Annotated in this window: 11 protein-coding genes and 1 riboswitch; of the genes, 9 read left to right on the plus strand and 2 right to left on the minus strand. The window is 73.9% G+C overall.

All coding sequences use genetic code 11. The annotated features are described in order from the left end of the window. Positions 1 to 60: 60 nt before the first annotated feature. Positions 61 to 780: a phosphatase PAP2 family protein gene (locus ACFZBB_RS23895; RefSeq protein WP_391125857.1), complete on the plus strand. Its 720-nt coding sequence runs from the start codon at positions 61 to 63 to the stop codon at positions 778 to 780. Here ACFZBB_RS23895 and ACFZBB_RS23900 read toward each other — a convergent pair. Continuing rightward, positions 750 to 2,069, minus strand: a complete 1,320-nt coding sequence (locus ACFZBB_RS23900; RefSeq protein WP_391125860.1) for a transglycosylase family protein — start codon at positions 2,067 to 2,069, stop codon at positions 750 to 752. The genes ACFZBB_RS23895 and ACFZBB_RS23900 overlap by 31 nt on opposite strands. A 163-nt stretch (positions 2,070 to 2,232) precedes the next feature. On the opposite strand from ACFZBB_RS23900, the gene ACFZBB_RS23905 reads away from it, so the two are divergent. The 8 genes from ACFZBB_RS23905 (at position 2,233) to ACFZBB_RS23940 (ending at position 14,609) form a co-directional block, all read left to right on the plus strand. Continuing rightward, the gene (locus ACFZBB_RS23905) at positions 2,233 to 3,258 is read left to right on the plus strand and encodes an MsnO8 family LLM class oxidoreductase (protein WP_391125863.1); all 1,026 of its coding nucleotides are present in this window, start codon (positions 2,233 to 2,235) and stop codon (positions 3,256 to 3,258) included. 23 nt (positions 3,259 to 3,281) lie between these two features. After that, complete coding sequence (locus ACFZBB_RS23910) at positions 3,282 to 4,178, plus strand: MBL fold metallo-hydrolase (RefSeq protein WP_391125866.1); 897 nt, start codon at positions 3,282 to 3,284, stop codon at positions 4,176 to 4,178. Beyond that, entirely contained in the window at positions 4,175 to 5,248 is a 1,074-nt protein-coding gene (locus ACFZBB_RS23915; protein ID WP_391125869.1) for an inositol-3-phosphate synthase, read from the plus strand. The genes ACFZBB_RS23910 and ACFZBB_RS23915 overlap by 4 nt, the downstream gene beginning before the upstream one ends. Before the next feature lie 170 nt (positions 5,249 to 5,418). Beyond that, positions 5,419 to 6,774, plus strand: coding sequence for a D-alanyl-D-alanine carboxypeptidase family protein (locus ACFZBB_RS23920; RefSeq protein WP_391125872.1), 1,356 nt, complete (start codon positions 5,419 to 5,421; stop codon positions 6,772 to 6,774). A gap of 135 nt (positions 6,775 to 6,909) precedes the next feature. Further along, positions 6,910 to 9,033 carry a restriction endonuclease gene (locus tag ACFZBB_RS23925; RefSeq protein WP_391125875.1) on the plus strand — a complete coding sequence of 708 codons (2,124 nt, stop codon included), beginning with the start codon at positions 6,910 to 6,912 and terminating at the stop codon, positions 9,031 to 9,033. 377 nt (positions 9,034 to 9,410) lie between these two features. Then, entirely contained in the window at positions 9,411 to 10,565 is a 1,155-nt protein-coding gene (gene rho, locus ACFZBB_RS23930) for a transcription termination factor Rho (RefSeq protein ID WP_391125879.1), read from the plus strand. A 122-nt stretch (positions 10,566 to 10,687) separates the two neighbouring features. Then, positions 10,688 to 11,530: a phytanoyl-CoA dioxygenase family protein gene (locus tag ACFZBB_RS23935; RefSeq protein ID WP_391125882.1), complete on the plus strand. Its 843-nt coding sequence runs from the start codon at positions 10,688 to 10,690 to the stop codon at positions 11,528 to 11,530. Between the two features lie 10 nt (positions 11,531 to 11,540). Continuing rightward, positions 11,541 to 14,609: an AAA family ATPase gene (locus tag ACFZBB_RS23940; protein WP_391125885.1), complete on the plus strand. Its 3,069-nt coding sequence runs from the start codon at positions 11,541 to 11,543 to the stop codon at positions 14,607 to 14,609. Positions 14,610 to 14,757: 148 nt separating this feature from the next. On the opposite strand, the gene ACFZBB_RS23945 is transcribed toward ACFZBB_RS23940, so the two are convergent. Beyond that, the gene (locus ACFZBB_RS23945) at positions 14,758 to 15,729 is read right to left on the minus strand and encodes a peptidoglycan DD-metalloendopeptidase family protein (protein WP_391125888.1); all 972 of its coding nucleotides are present in this window, start codon (positions 15,727 to 15,729) and stop codon (positions 14,758 to 14,760) included. A gap of 5 nt (positions 15,730 to 15,734) precedes the next feature. After that, a riboswitch (cyclic di-AMP (ydaO/yuaA leader) is annotated at positions 15,735 to 15,948 on the minus strand. Positions 15,949 to 15,976 lie beyond the last annotated feature (28 nt).

Here is a 15,976-nt window from a genome sequence, read left to right on the forward strand (position 1 = left end):
AACTGACGCCCGCGGCCGGGCGGGCCTTTCGCGTACCGAGCGAGAAGGGCCGCTCCCCCGATGACCGCCCGCGCGCCATGGCGTCGCGTACTGCTCCCGGCCGCCTTCGCCGCCGCCTTCGCGGTGCTCGCCTGGGTGGTGCTGGCCGGGCACGGCACGCCGTACGCGGTGGACACCGGGCCGCACCGCTGGTCGGTGGGGCACCGGCCGCACGCCATGGTGACCGTGGCCCGTACCGTCACCGACCTCGGCACCGGCCCGTTCCCGTATCTCGCCGCCGTGCTGGGCGGCTGGCTGGCGGGCGGCGGCGGTGTGGGACGCGGCGCGCTGCGGACCTCGCGCGGTGTGCCCACGGCGCTGCTCGCGCTGGTCGTGCTGCTCGCGGGCCAGGCGGTACGCACGCTGCTGGTCATGGCGCTGCACCGGGCCAGGCCGCCCGCGGCGGACTGGGCGACGCACGCCTCCGGCTACTCCTTCCCTTCCGGGCACACCGCGTCCAGCGCGATGGCCGCCGGGCTGCTGGCCTGGGGGCTGCTGCGCTGGCGGCCGGGCCGCACCGGGCGGCTGCTCGCCGCGCTGTGCGCGCTCGTCGCGCTGGCCGTCGGCTGCACCCGCGTGTATCTGGGCGTGCACTGGCCGACGGATGTCTTCGGCGGCTGGCTCTTCGCCGGTTGCTGGCTCACCGCGGCGCTGCCGCCGCTCACGACGTTCGCCGGCCGGAGCGGGCCGGGCGGACCCGGCCCGTCCGATCAGATCGAGACGCCGCGAGCCCGCAGATAGTGCAGCGGGTCGATGTCGTCGCCGTATTCGGGTCCCGTCCGCATCTCGAAGTGCAGGTGCGGTCCTGTGACGTTGCCGGTCGAGCCCGAACGCGCTATCCGCTGGCCGGAGGTGACCTGCTGTCCGACCTTGACCGAGATCTGTGACAGGTGGGCGTACTGGCTGTAGTCGCCGTCCGCGTGCCGGATGACGATCTGGTAGCCGTAACTGCCGCCCCAGCCCGCCGTCACCACGGTGCCCGCGGCCACCGACTTCACGCTGGTGCCGGTGCCGACCAGGAAGTCCACGCCGGTGTGGTAGCCGCTGGCCCAACTGGAGCCGGAGGCGTGGTAGGGCGTGCCGATCGGCGCGCCGCTGACCGGCAGGGTGTACGCGGTGTGGGTCGGGGCCGCGGCGGGCTTCGTCGTACGGTCCAGCGTGCGGGTGCCCGCGGGGGCCACCGACTTCTTGGGCGTGGCCTTCGGGGTGGCCTTGGGCGTCGGCTGCGGCTGCGCCTTGGGGTGGGTCGTGGTCTGCGGCTTGCGCTGCGTCGTGTGCTGCGGCTGCGCCACCGGGGTCCGCAGGTCGAGCCGCTGGCCGGGGAAGATCAGATCGGGGTCGTCGCCGACCACCGAGCGGTTGTCGGCGTAGAGCCGGGGCCAGCCGCCCGCCACATGGTGGTCGTCGGCGATGCCGGACAGCGTGTCGCCCGACATCACCGTGTAACGGTCCTTGCCCGGGGCCGACTTGGGCTGCGCGGTCTTCGGCGTGGTCTTCTTCGCGGGCGCCTTGGCCGGGGAACTGGCCCGGGCCTTCGCGGTGCTCTTGGTCTCGCTCCTGACCGGGGCCTTCGCGGGCGTCCTGCGCGCCTGGTCGGACGCGGTCCGCACCTTCGCGGCGGGCACCTCGACCTTGTGGGAGGCGGTGGCGGCGGTACGGGTCAGCCCGGCGCGTACCGAGCAGACCGGCCAGGCGCCGGGGCCCTGGCTGTGCAGCACCTTCTCGGCGACGGCTATCTGCTGGTTCTTCGTCGCGAGGTCGGCGCGCGGCGCGTAGGCCCTACCGCCGAAGGACTTCCAGGTGCTGGAGGCGAACTGGAGCCCGCCGTAGTACCCGTTGCCCGTGTTGATCTGCCAGTTGCCCGTGGACTCGCAGTTGGCGACCTTGTCCCAGGTGCTCTCGGAGGCCGCGTGGGCGCTGCTCAGCCCGATCAGCGGCAGGGCGAGACCGGCGCCGCCCGCGGTGACGGTGAGGGATGCCTGCGATACGCGGCTGGGGCGGTATCGGCGGTGACGTCCGCGTAAGGGCATAGCACGAGTCCTCTCCAGGACCGGCCCGTGGGGCCTGGGCTGCCGTACGCCCGAATTGCCGGGCGGGCCAAAGATAGGGCCCGTACACACTCGGCCACAAGGGGTGACGACAAGTGTTCGGTTTCGGGCGGTTCGGGAATGACGGGGTCCGGTACGCGTTGGAATGAACGTGAGTTCTCCGCTGCGCGACACCCCGTTCTCCGTCCTGGACCGCTCCCGCACGAGGGAGGGCCAGGACGGCGCTCAGGCGCTGCGCGACACCGTGGCGTTCGCGCGCGAGGTCGAAGCGCTCGGCTACCACCGCTTCTGGGTGTCCGAGCACCACAGCGTGCCCGGCGTGGCCGGTTCCGCGCCGACGGTGCTCGCGGCGGCGGTCGCGGCGGCCACCTCGCGGATCAGGGTCGGCACCGGCGGTGTGATGCTGCCCAATCACCAACCTCTGGTCGTGGCCGAGCAGTTCGGGGTCCTGGAGGCGCTGTTCCCGGGCCGGATCGACATGGGTCTGGGGCGGTCGGTGGGCTTCACCGACGGCATCCGCAAGGCGCTGGGCCGCGGCAAGGAGGCGGCGGGCGCGTTCGACGCGCAGATCGACGAACTGCTCGGGTACTTCACCGGCACCCAGCGGGTCCACCCGCAGGTGCACGCCTGGCCCGCCGAGGGGCTGCGTCCGCCGGTGTTCCTGCTGGCCGTCGGCAGCGGCGCGGACCTGGCCGCCGCGCACGGCCTGCCGCTGGTGATCGGCGGTGTGCGCGGCGAGGACGCGATGCTGCGCGCGGTGGACCGCTACCGCGCCGCCTTCCGCCCCTCCGCGTGGTCGGCCGCCCCCTATGTCGTGCTGTCCGGCACCGTCGCGGTCGCCGACAGCGGCGAGCGGGCCCGCAGGCTGCTGGTCCCGGAGGCGTGGTCGACGGCCTGGTCCCGTACGCACGGCGTCTTTCCGGCCCTCGCGCCGTACGAGTCGACGGCCGCGCGCGCGATGGCGGGTCCGGAGCGGGAACGCTTCGAGGAGGCGATGGCCGGGCATCTGCACGGCACGCCCGAGGACGTCGCGAAGGCGCTGGAGTCGCTGCTGGAGCGCAGCGCGGCCGACGAATTCCTCGTCACGACCAGTACGTACGACCGCGCGGAGCTGCTGGAGTCCTACCGGCTGCTGGCCGCGATCACCTCGGGAGACCCGGCCGGCGCGTGAGAGCGCCGGGTTAGGGTCACCTGGTGAGCGAACAGATCATCGAACCGGTCTCCGGCGACCTCGATGTCCGCTGGCACGCGGGGTGGCCGTCGGCCAAGCACGACCCGGCGCCGGAGATCCAGGTGCACGCGTACGACGAACACACCCTGATCCTGCGGCAGAACATGTCGGTGCACTTCGAGGCGCCCTTCCTCTTCCTGCTCCTCGGCGCCGAGCGCGCCCTGCTGCTGGACACCGGCGCCACCGCCGACGCCCGCCACTTCCCGCTGCGCCGCACCGTGGACGCGGCGATCGAGGCATGGCTGGCCCTCCAGCCGGGCACCGCGCCGGACGCGTACGAGCTGGTGGTGGCGCACACCCACGGCCACGGCGACCACATCGCGGGCGACGCCCAGTTCGCCGACCGGCCCCGTACCGTCGTGGTCGGTCCGGACCTCGACGCGGTGACCGCCTTCTACGGGCTGCGGGACTGGCCGCGGGGCACCGCCACGTTCGACCTCGGCGGCCGGGTCCTCGACGTGCTGCCGGGCCCCGGGCACGAGGCCGCCGCCACCGTCTTCCACGACCGGCGCACCGGAATCCTGTTCACCGGCGACACCCTCTACCCCGGTCATCTCTACGTCCGCGACCCGGCCGCGTACACCGCGACCGTGGACCGGCTGCTGGCCTTCTGCGAGCGGCACCCGGTCACCCATCTGCTCGGCTGTCACATCGAGATGACCACCACGCCCGGCGACGACTACCCGCGCGGCACCACCCACCAGCCGGACGAGCCGCCGCTCCAGATGGACGTGGGCCACCTGCGGGCCCTGCGCGCGGCGCTGACCGCGGTGGACGCCCGCCCCGGCGTCCACGGCTTCGCCGACTTCCTCGTCCACATCGAACCCCACACCGAACCTCTCGACACGGAGCGCACATGAGTACGGTAAACGTCGGCGTCATAGGCGTGGGGAACTGCGCCTCCTCCCTGGTCCAGGGTGTGGAGTTCTACGCGTCCGCGGCCGGCACGGGCGACGGCCCGGAAGCGGGCCCGGCGGGCCTGACCCACCCGGTGTGCGCGGGCTACGCCGTCTCCGACGTCCGGTTCACCGCCGCCTTCGACGTCCACACGGCCAAGACCGGCCGCGACCTGTCCGAGGCGATCTGGGCGCCGCCGAACAACGCGCGGGCCTTCGCGAAGGTGCCGCACCTCGGTGTGGAGGTGACCGAGGGCGCGCTGAGCGACGGCGTCGGGCGCAGCGCCGCCGACCAGGTCGACGCGCGCGGTACGGCCACGGTCGACGACATCGCGCGGCGGCTGCGGGACAGCGGAACCCACGTCCTGGTGAATTTCCTGCCGGTCGGCAGCCAGGCCGCATCCGAGCTGTACGCGCGGGCCGCGCTGCGCGCCGGGTGCGCCTTCCTCAACTGCATCCCGTCGGTGATCGCCCGCTCCCCGCAGTGGGCGGGCCGGTTCGCCGAGGCGGGGCTGCCGCTGGCCGGTGACGACCTGAAGAGCCAGTTCGGCGCGACGCTCGTGCACCGCGCGCTGGTGGACGTGCTCGCGCGCAACGGCGTACGGCTGCGGAGCACGTACCAGCTGCTCGGCGGCGGGAACATGGACTTCCTGAACATGCAGGACGCGGAGCGGATGGCGAGCAAGAAGGCCACCAAGACGCAAGGGATGTACGGGGGTTCGGGCGAGGCGGCGCCGTCGCACGTGGGCGCCGACTTCATCCCGTTCCTCGCCGACCGGAAGGTGGCCTTCATCCGGGTCGAGGCGGAGGGCTTCGGCGGCACACCGCTGGAGATCGACCTGCGGATGGAGGTCGACGACTCGCCGAGCGCCGCGGGGAATGTGCTGGACGCCGTCCGCTACCTGAAGGCCGCGCTCGACCGCGGTCTGGGCGGCGTGGTGGACCCGGTGTCGGCGGCCGTCATGAAGGCCACGCCCACGCCGCTGGACGAGGCCGCGATCGAGGCGGGGCTCGCTGCGCTGTCCGACGGGTGATCAGGGCGCTTCGGGAACCGGGGATGTGACGGCGCGTCGGATCCGGCCGCCGGCCGGTGAGCGGCCGTCAGCCGGTCGGCCCCCGGGCGTCACGCCGGTGGCGGCGGTGTCTCATCCTTATGGGTCACGTCGCCGCGCCGACCCGGCCACGGCGTTCCTACGGTGACGGCATGAACGTCTTCCGCGCCTCGTCGTGCCGCCACGACCGTCCTCGTAAGACCGCCGCCCCCGCCGTCTGCGCCGTCGCGGCCTCGGTGGCCGCCGCCAGGTGTCTGGCCATCGGCTGCTGCCTCGCCGCCGCGACCGCGCTGGCCACCGTGTCCGCCGCCGCGACCGCCCCCGCCGCGGCCCTTCCCGGGGACGGCGGGCGCGGCTCGTCGGGCCCCGGCGCCGCGACGGTGGTCGCCGGCGGTCCGCTGCTCGCCGGGCACGGGGTGCTGGTGCAGCCGCACGCCGGGTCGCCGCGGCTGCCGTCCGGGCTGTCCGCGCTGTCGTGGACGGTCTCCGACGCGCGCACCGGCCAGGTGCTGGCCGCCAAGGACCCGCACCGCAGGCTTCCGCCCGCCAGCACCCTGAAGACGCTGTTCGCGGTCACCGTGCTGCCGCGCTTCCCCGGCGACGCCACCCACCGCGTCACCGACTCCGACCTCGCGGGGATCGGCGCGGGCAGCAGCCTGGTCGGTATCCAGGCCCGGCAGACGTACACCGTCGCCGACCTGTGGCGCGGTGTCTTCCTCAGCTCGGGCAACGACGCCGTGCACGTCCTGGCGCACATGAACGGCTCGGTGCCGCTGACCGTCAGCCAGATGCAGGCCAAGGCCGAGATGCTCGGCGCGGACGACACCCATGTGGTCTCCCCCGACGGCTACGACATGCCGGGCCAGGTCTCCTCGGCCTACGACCTGGCCGTCATCGCCCGCGCGGGCCTGGCCATGCCGGACTTCGCGACGTACGCCTCCACCCGGTGGGCGCAGTTCCCCGGCGGCTACGACGCGCACGGCAAGTACGTGAAGTCGTTCGGCATCCAGAACACCAACCGGCTGCTCACCGGCGCCGACGGCGTCAAGCGCTACCCCGGCGTGATCGGTGTGAAGAACGGCTACACCACCAACGCGGGCAACACCCTGGTCGCCGCCGCCAAGCGCGGGGACCGCACGCTGATCGCGACCGTGATGAATCCGCAGTCCGGGCTGCCGCAGGCGGTGTACCACGAGGCGGGCGCGCTGCTGGACTGGGGCTTCTCGGCCGCGGGCCGCACCTCGTCGGTCGGCACGCTGAACACGGCGACGACCGCGTACCACGACGATTCCGCGCACGCCTCCGAGGAGGCCGAGCGGCCCGCGCCGCAGCCCGCCCAGGAGCCCGCGCGGCAGGAGCCGAAGCCCGCCCCCGCGCCGCACGCGCCCAGCACCGCGGACGCCGCGTCGTCGTCGCCGACCACCTGGTACGTGGGCGGCGCGCTGGCGCTGGGCGCGGCGGGCTCGGTGGTCGTGCTGCGCCGCCGGTACGCGGCGAAGGCGCGCTGAGCGAAGAGCGCCAACTCGGGCCGCGCTGTGGGCCGGAAGCGGTGACGACGCGCTGGCCAGGGGCGTACTCTCAGTTGCCGGGCAGGGGACACGCACGGTGTCCGCAGCGCCGCGCCGAGAGGGAGCCGTACCCGCATGAGCCGCCGTACTTCCGGTCCCGTATCCACCTGGGCCGAGGTCCAGCGGCAGCGCCAGCGGCAGCAAGAGGCCCAGCAGCGCGCCTGGTTGCAGGCGCGGCGGGAGACCGAGCGGCAGCAGCGCGCGGCGGAGCGGGCCGCCTCCCGGCGCAGCCGTGAGCAGCAGGCCGCGTACCGCGCGAGCCGGGAGGCCGACGCGCAGCAGCGGACCGACGACCTGGAGCGCCGGTTCGCCGAGCTCCAGGGCCTGTTGGCGGCCGGCTGCGCGGCGCCCGTCTTCACCCCCGCGGCGCTGCTGACGCCCGAGGTGGTCGAGCCGTTCGCCCCCGGACGGCTCGCCGAGCCGATCCCGATGCCCGACCCGAACGCGTACACGCCCCGGCAGGGCGGCGGTTGGGGCGCGGCGCGGCACGAACGCGAGCGGGCCCGCACGCTGTACGAGAACGACCTGCGGGCCGCGCAGGCCACCGAGGCGCTGCGGCAGCGCCAACTCGCCGACTACCAGCGGCAGTACCGGCAGTGGGCCGACCAGCGGCTGGCGGAGATCCGGCGGCAGAACGCCGAGGTCGAGACCTCCGTCGCCGCACTGCGCGACGGGGACCCCGAGGCGGTCGAGGACTATCTGACGGCGGCCCTCTACGCCTCCGCCGCGTGGCCGCACGGCCTGCCGCGGCAGGTCTCGGCGTCCTACGACCGGGCCGACCGGCAGCTCGTGCTCGACTGGGAGCTGCCCGCCTTCTCCGTGGTGCCCGAGGCGTCGCTGGTGCGGTACATGCCGGGCGCCGACCGGGACAAGGAGGTGGCGCGCCCGGTCGCCGAGCGCCGCGCCGCCTACCGGGACGTCCTGGCCCAGTGCCTGCTGCTCGTGCTGCGCGAGCTGTTCGGCGCCGACGCGCACAATGTCCTGGACTCGGTGGTGCTCAACGGCTTCGTGGACGACACCGACCCGGCCACCGGCCACCGTACGAAGACCGTCGTCGCCTCCGCGCTGGTGTCGGACGCCGCCTTCGCGGCGGTCAACCTCGACCGGGTCAACGCGGTCGACTGCTTCACCGAGGCGCTGGACGGCCGGCTCTCCCCCCGCCCGGACAAGCGCGCGGCCGTCGAGCCCATCCGACTGCCGGGCGAGGCGGGCCGCACGATGGTCTCGCACGGCGGCGAGGAGGAGCCGGACCTGCTGGCCATGGACCCGCTGGAGTTCGAGGAGCTGGTCGCGCGGCTGTTCCGCGCGATGGGGATGAACGCGGTCACGACGGTGCGCTCCGGCGACGGCGGTGTGGACGTGGACGCGCTGGACCCCGACCCGATACGCGGCGGCAAGATCGTGGTGCAGGTCAAGCGCTACCGCAACACGGTCTCGCCGAGCGCCGTACGCGACCTGTTCGGCACGGTGCAGAGCGTCGGCGCCAACAAGGGCGTGCTGATCACCACCTCCGGTTTCGGGCCGACCTCGCACGCCTTCGCCAACGGCAAGCCGCTGACGCTGGTGTCGGGCCCGGACCTGGTGGACCTGCTGCACAGCAACGGGCTCGGCGGCCGTCTGGGCCCCGCCCCCGGCACCGTCGAGCGCACCCCGACACTGGTCTCGACGGTGCTGCCCGGTATCGACGCCGACGCGGACGCCGACTCCGAGGCGAGCGTGCTCGGCATGTGGTGGGCAGGCGGTGTGCGGCTCGACGTCTGCGCGCTGGTGTGCCGGGGCGGCCGGGTGCTGGACGACGACCACTTCGTCTTCTTCAACAATCCGCGCACGCCCGACGGCAGTGTGCGGATGATGCCCGCGCTCGGCGAGGACAAGGCCGCGATCTGGGTGAGCTTCGACCGGCTGCCCGCCCGCGCGGACCGGGTGGTGCTGGTCGCCGCCGTCGACCCGGAGGCCGACCCGGACGCCGACCTGACCGGATTCACCGACGCCCGGATCAGGCTCACCGACCCCAGCGGAGCCGAAGCCGACCGCCTTGAGGTCTCCGACGGCAGGCCCGGTGAGACGGCGCTGGTGCTCGGTTCCTTCCGCAGGAGCGGTACGGGCGCCGACTGGCGCTTCGTGGCGGGCGGCAAGGGGTACGCGGGCTCGGGCGGGCTGGTGGCGCTGGTCGGGGAGCACGGGATCGCGGTCGACTGAGCGGCGGTTTCCCGCCCCGGGATACGGGTTCGGGAACATCCGCCGACCCCGCCGTGTTATGGTCTGTGTGCAGCACATGTCTGCGCCCCTTCTTGCGGCGCCGGTGCTCGTTTGAATGACAGCTCCTCGCGGTGACGCGCCCCAGGCCCCATGGCTCTGGTCCCGGTCCCCACGGAGTTCTCGAATCACCTGACGGTCGCACGACGGCCCTGTGGTGATCTCCCGCGGTACGTGGAGCGTGTTGTGCCCGCTCACGCCGAAATCCCTTTCCGGCATGCCCGTTTGACGCATCACACGCCAGACCCGCCGCACTCCGTACTCGCACGGCGACCTGCCGTGCACACGACTTTCCTCTCGTCCGAGAAAGGACGACTCCCATGACTGACATCCTCGAACGCCCCCCCGTCCGGCAGGAAACGCCGGTTCGGGTGGCGGGCGTACTCGACATCCACGGCGGCCAGGGCCGCCTCCGATCCGCCGGGCTGCTGCCGACACCCGACGACGTACACGTACCGCAGGCCCAGATCCGGCAGGCCGGACTCAGGAACGGCGACCTCGTGGAGGGCACCCTCGGCGGAAAGCCCGGCACGCTGGGCCGCGTCGACCTGGTCAACGGTGTCCCGGCCGAACACCTGGGCCCGCGACCGCACTTCAGGGACCTGACGCCCCTCCACCCCCGGCAGCGGCTGCGGCTGGAGAGCCCGGCGCTGACCGGCACCGGCGCGCTCGCCGGACGGGTGATGGACCTGGTGACCCCGCTCGGCAAGGGGCAGCGCGGCCTGCTCGTGGCCCCGCCCAAGGCCGGAAAGACGATGCTGCTCCAGAGCATCGCGACGGCCGTCGCCGAGAACCACCCCGAGTGCCACCTGATGGTGGTGCTGCTGGACGAACGCCCGGAGGAGGTCACCGAGATGCGCAGAACCGTGCGCGGCGAGGTGATCGCCTCGACCTTCGACCGGCCGGCCAAGCAGCACATCGCGGTCGCGGAACTCGCCGTCGAGCGGGCGAAGCGGCTGGTGGAACAGGGCCAGGACGTGGTGGTCCTGCTCGACTCGCTGACCCGGCTGTGCCGGGCGCACAACTCGGCCGCCTCCACCGGCGGTCGCACGCTGACCGGCGGTGTGGACGCCGCCGCGCTGATCGGCCCCAAGCAGTTCTTCGGCGCCGCCCGGCTCGCCGAGGAGGGCGGATCGCTGACCATCCTGGCCACCGCGCTGGTGGACACCGGGTCGCGCGCCGACGACTATTACTACGAAGAGCTGAAGAGCACCGGCAACATGGAGCTGCACCTGGACCGCTCCCTCGCCGAGCGGCGGATCTTCCCGGCCGTTGACGTCGGCATCTCCGGCACCCGCCGCGAGGAACTGCTGCTGCCCGGCGCCGAACTGGCGGTCGTACGCGGCCTGCGCCGGGTCCTGCAAGGGCGCGGCACCCAGTCCGGCCTCGAAGTCCTGCTGGACAAGATCCGGCAGACCCCGGACAACAACGCCTTCCTGCGGCAGATCCGGAGCACGGTTCCCGGCGAGGTCTGAGCCGGCCGGGACCCGGACCGGGCACGAGCCCGCGCCGATGCCCGCATCCGCGCCCGCCCCCGCCCCCGCCCCCGGAGTAAATCCGGTGGCCGTCGCGCATCGCGCGACGTGATGATCGGGGGATGGACGACGCCACGGACAGCCACGCCGACGACGCGTGGGAGCGGGCCTTCCTCAGGGACGGCTTCGTGAGGATCGAGGGCGCGGTACCCGCCCCGACCGCCCGCGCCTGCGCCGATCTCCTGTGGAAGGAGACCGGCTGCGACCCCGCCGACCCCGCGACCTGGACACAACCGGTGCACTGGGTGGGCGGCATGGCCCAGCCGCCGTTCGCCGAGGCCGCCAACACCCCCGTACTGCACGCCGCGTTCGACCGCCTTGTCGGCGCCGGACGCTGGTCGCCGCGGTACTCCCTCGGCTCCTTCCCGCTGCGCTTCCCGCACCCGGACGAGCCGGACGACGCGGGCTGGCACATCGAAGGCAGCTACGAAGTCCCCGGCGAGCAGTGGCCCTTCGCCAACCTCCGCTCCCGCGACCGCGCGCTGCTCATGCTGTTCCTGTTCACCGACGTGGACGAGGAGAACGCGCCGACCCGGATCCGCGTCGGCTCCCACCTGGACGTGCCCGCGGTCCTCGCCCCGTACGGCGAGGGCGGTGCCTCGATTCTGGCGGTCTCCGAGCAGATCGCGTCGGCCACGGAACACCGCCCGCTCGCCCTCGCCACCGGCTCCCCCGGCGACGTCTACCTCTGCCACCCGTTCCTCGTGCACGCCGCCCAGCCGCACCACGGCAGCCGCCCGCGTTTCATGGCCCAGCCGCCGCTCCTGCCCGCGGCGCCGTACGAACTGGAGCGGGCCGACGGCGGCTACTCGCCGGTCGAGACCGCGATCAGACGCGGCCTCGGCATGGAGTCCGCGCGGGGGCCCGCGGGGAGGGAAGCGGACTCCCGGCCCGTGATCGGTTAGCGTGCCCGGCATGTTGTACGGACGGGACACCGAGACGGCCGCGCTGGAAGAACTGCTGGCGGGGGCGAGGGCGGGCCGCAGCGGAGTGCTCGTGGTGCGCGGTGACGCCGGGATCGGCAAGACCGCACTGCTGGAGCAGACCGTGGCGGCGGCGCGCGACCTGACGGTCGTCCGCAGCTCCGGCGTGGAATTCGAGGCCGAACTCCCCTACGCGGGGCTTCAGTTGCTCCTGCGCAGGGCGATGGGGTCGCTGGAGGCGCTGCCCGTGCCGCAACGGCGGGCGCTGCGGGCCGCGTTCGGCCTGGAGGCCGACACCGCGAGCGAGCCCATGTTCGTCGGCCTGGCCGTGCTGTCGCTGCTGTCGGACCACGCGGGCGAGGGGCCGCTGCTGTGTGTCGTGGACGACGCGCAGTGGCTGGACCGGGCGTCCACCGACGCGCTGGTCTTCGCGGCGCGACGGCTCGACGCCGAGGGCGTGGCGATGGTCTTCGCCGTACGTGACGGCGCCGGGTCGTTCACCGCGCCCGGCCTGCCCGAACTGCGGCTCGGCCCGCTGCCCGAGGACGCGGCGCGGGCGCTGCTCGCCGACCGCGGCGGCGCACCGGCCGACACCGTACGCACCCGCGTGCTCTGCGAGGCGCGGGGCAATCCGCTGGCGCTGCTGGAACTCCCGCTCGGACCGTCCGCCGACACGCGGGGCGGGGGCGGTTCCGCCGCGGCCGGCGGCGGGCTGCCGCTGACCACGCGCCTCCAGATGGCCTTCCACGGCCAGGTCAGCCACCTGCCGCCCGGCACCCAGACGCTGTTGCTGGTGGCCGCGGCCGACCACACCGGCGACCCCGACATCCTGGTACGCGCGGCGGCGGTGCTGGGCGTCGGCGTCGACGACCTGCCGCCCGCGGAGGAGGCGAAGCTGGTCTACGTGGACGACGAGGACATGCTGCGCTTCCGGCACCCGCTGGTCCGCGCCGCGATCCATCAGCGCGCCGCCCTCCCCGACCGTCTCGCCGCGCACCGCGCCCTCGCCGAGGCCGCCGACCCGGTACGCGACCCCGACCACCGCGCCTGGCACCTGGCCGCCGCGGCGACCGGCCCCGACGAAGCCGTGGCGACCGCCCTCCAGCGGACCGCGGGCCGCGCCCGCGAACGCAGCGGTCACGCGGCGGCCTCCGCCGCCTACGAACGCGCCGCCCGTCTCAGCACCGACCCCGTCGCCCGCGTCGAACGACTCCTCCTCGCCGCCGAATCCGCCTCCGAAGCGGGCGACATCCCCCGCGCCCGCGCCTTCGCCGACCAGGCGACCCGCGCCGCCGGGACCGAGGCGGAAGCAGCGGCCGTACGAGGCGGCGCGGAGCCGTCGTCGGCCCCAACGGCCCACGCGGAGCCGGGCACTTCACCCCGCGCGTCCACGCCGGGCGGTCGGGCACCCGCCGGATCGACCTCCGCTGTCGACGCCGCCGGGCAGAGCGCTTCGCCCGACTCGTCCGGACCGGGCGGCCCCGCACCCGGCGATCCGACGTCCACCGCCGACACCGGCGGCGTTGGCCGGCCCGTTCCGCCTCGCCCGTCCGGGCCGGGCCGCCCGGCGCCCACGGAATCTGCGTCCACCGCCGCGCGGGGCGCGGCGAACCCGTTGTCCGCCGTGCGCGGCAGAGCGCTCTACGTGCGGGCGCTCGCGGACTTCTGGGAGGGGGATTTCGGCGCAGCGCATCAACTCCTTTTGGAAGCGGCGGATTTGCTGGCGGAGGCGGATTCGGCGGCGGCGGCGCGGATGCTGGTGCAGGCGACGCATACGGCCTGGTACCTCGGCGACGACGAGGTGGCGGGGACGTTGGGGCGGCTTGCGGCGCTGGAGCTGCCGCCGTGGGCGCCGATCCGGCCGGTGGCGGAGTTCCTGGTGCGGGCGATCGGGCCAGGCAGCGCGGCGGCCGGGCCGCCCGACGTGGCCGAGGCCGCGGCGGCGTCGCGGGCCGCGCGCGGGGGCCGGGTCGATCCGCGGGACCTGGTGATGCTGTGCGGGGTGGGCCTGGCGCTCGGGCAGGACGCGGCGGCGTACGACCTGGCGACGGCGCTGGCGGCGGAGAGCCGCGAGAGCGGCGGTGTCGGCAGGCTGACGACGCTGATGTTCTTCCGCGCGGAGGCGGAGCTGTTCGACGGCCGCCTCGACGAGGCCGTCGCCACGGCGTCCGAGGGGCTGCGGATCTCACGGGACACCGGACAGCAGCAGTGGGTCAGCCAGTTGAGCAGTGCGCTGGCGCATGTCGCGGCGCTGCGCGGGGACGAGGCCGAGTGCCGCCGGCTGGTGGACGAGGCCCTGGCGGGCGGCGCGGGCACGGCGATGGCGCCGGGCGCGCCGTGGGCGTACTGGTCGCAAGGGATGCTCGAACTGGGCCTGGGCCGTACGCAGTTCGCGCTCGACCGGCTGTCGCTGCTGACCGAGCCGACCGTACGGCACCACATTTCCGCGACTCGCGGCGTCCCCGACCTGGTGGAGGCGGCGGTGCGGCTGGGCGTGCCGGAGCGGGCGGACGAGCCCGTGGCCAGATTCGAGGCGTGGGCCGCGCGTTCCGGGCAGGACTGGGCGCGGGCGCTGGTGGCGCGCTGCCGGGCGCTGCGGGCCAAGGACGCCGACGCGGAGGCGTACTTCATCGAGGCGCTGGCCCGTCACGACCCGCACCGAAGGGTGTTGGAGTCGGCGCGCACGGCGCTGCTGTACGGCGAGTGGCTGCGCAGGGCCCGTCGCAAGAGCGAGGCGCGCGGGCACCTGCGGACCGCGCTGGAGACCTTCGAACGGCTCGGCGCGCGGCCGTGGGCGGACCGGGCGCGCAGTGAACTGGGCGCTTCGGGGGCCTCGGTGACGGTAAGTCAGGAAACGGTCAGGTCGGTCGCGGACGAGGCAGGGCTGACGCCGCAGGAGTCGCAGATCGTCCGGCTGGCCGCGCTCGGGCTGACCAACCGGGACATCGCCGCGCAGCTCTTCCTCAGCCCGCGCACGGTCGGCCACCACCTCTACAAGGCGTATCCCAAGCTCGGTGTGGTCTCGCGCGGCGAGCTGGCCGCGCTGTTCCCGGACACGTGACCGCGTAACGACAGGACCGCGCAACGACGTCACCGCGTGACCACGTGGACCCGCGGGCCCTTCACGCGGCTGTGCCCGCCCGGTGGTGAGGAACCGGGCGGGCACGGATGCCGCGGGGAGCCGCCACAGCGGCTGTGGAGCGGGTGGGTCAGGAAACAGTGACGCCGTGCGAGGCCAGGTAGGCGACCGGGTCGATGTCGGAGCCGTAGTCCGGGGTCGTGCGGACCTCGAAGTGCAGGTGCGGGCCGGTCACGTTGCCGGTCGCGCCGGAGACGCCGATCTGCTGGCCCTCGGTGACGGTCTGCCCGGCCGAGACGAGCGCCTGGGTCAGGTGGCCGTACAGCGTGTACTTGCCGTCGGCGTGCTTGATGATCACGTCGTTGCCGTACGCGCCGTCCCAACCCGCGGAGACGACGGTGCCCGCGGCGACCGACTTCACGCTGGTGCCGGAGCCGACCAGGAAGTCCACACCGGTGTGGTAGCCACTGGACCAGTTGGCGCCGGAGGCGTGGTACTGGGTACCGATCGCCGCGTCCCCGACCGGCTTGGTGTAGCCGGAGGAGCTGGCGGCGGTGGTGTCGGCGGACTTGGTGGTCGTGTTCGTCGTGTCGGACGACTTCGACGGGGCGGTGGTCTCGGCGGGCGCCGGGGTCGCCTTCTTGGTGGGGGCCGGGGCAGCCTTCTTCGGCGCCGGGGCGGACTTCTGCGCAGCGGCGGGCTTCTCGGTGGAGGCGCCGTTCAGCGTGAGGTGCTGGCCCGGGTAGATCAGGTTCGGGTTGGAGCCCACGACCGACTTGTTGTCGGAGTAGAGCTGCTGCCAGCCGCCGTTGACGTGGTGGCTGTCGGCGATCTTCGACAGCGAGTCACCGCTGACCACGGAGTACTTGGTGGTCTTGGCCTTGGCCGCCTTGGGTGCGGCGCTCTTGTCCGCCACGGTCGTCGCCTTGACGGCCGAGGTGTGCGAGGCGGCGGCGGGGGCGCTGTGGGCGGGCTCGGCCGCCGAGGCGATGCCCGCGCCGACCAGCGGCAGGGCGATGGCCACGCCACCCGTGCCCGCGGCGATGCAGATGCGGGTGAGGCGGCTCATACGGGTCTTGCGGTGCTGTCCCTTTGCGGGCATGGGGGATTTCCTCTCCTACGCCTACGAGGTGAGCTGTCGGGTTCGGGCAGGAGATGCCCGGTCACGTGGAAATGCCGTTGCGTGTACGCAAGGCGCCGCGACTTCACCCCGAGCCGTCCGGTACTGCTGGACGGCGGCTTACCTGGGTCCCCCGCCCCTGCCGTGTGTGATCAAAGATCCAGGAAACCGGGCGGCGGCAGGATTCGGCGTTCCGCCCGACGGACATTCACAATTCGCGGGCATCCGG

It is taken from the genome of Streptomyces sp. NPDC008139 (genome assembly GCF_042957025.1).
In the GTDB taxonomy this organism is placed as follows: domain Bacteria; phylum Actinomycetota; class Actinomycetes; order Streptomycetales; family Streptomycetaceae; genus Actinacidiphila.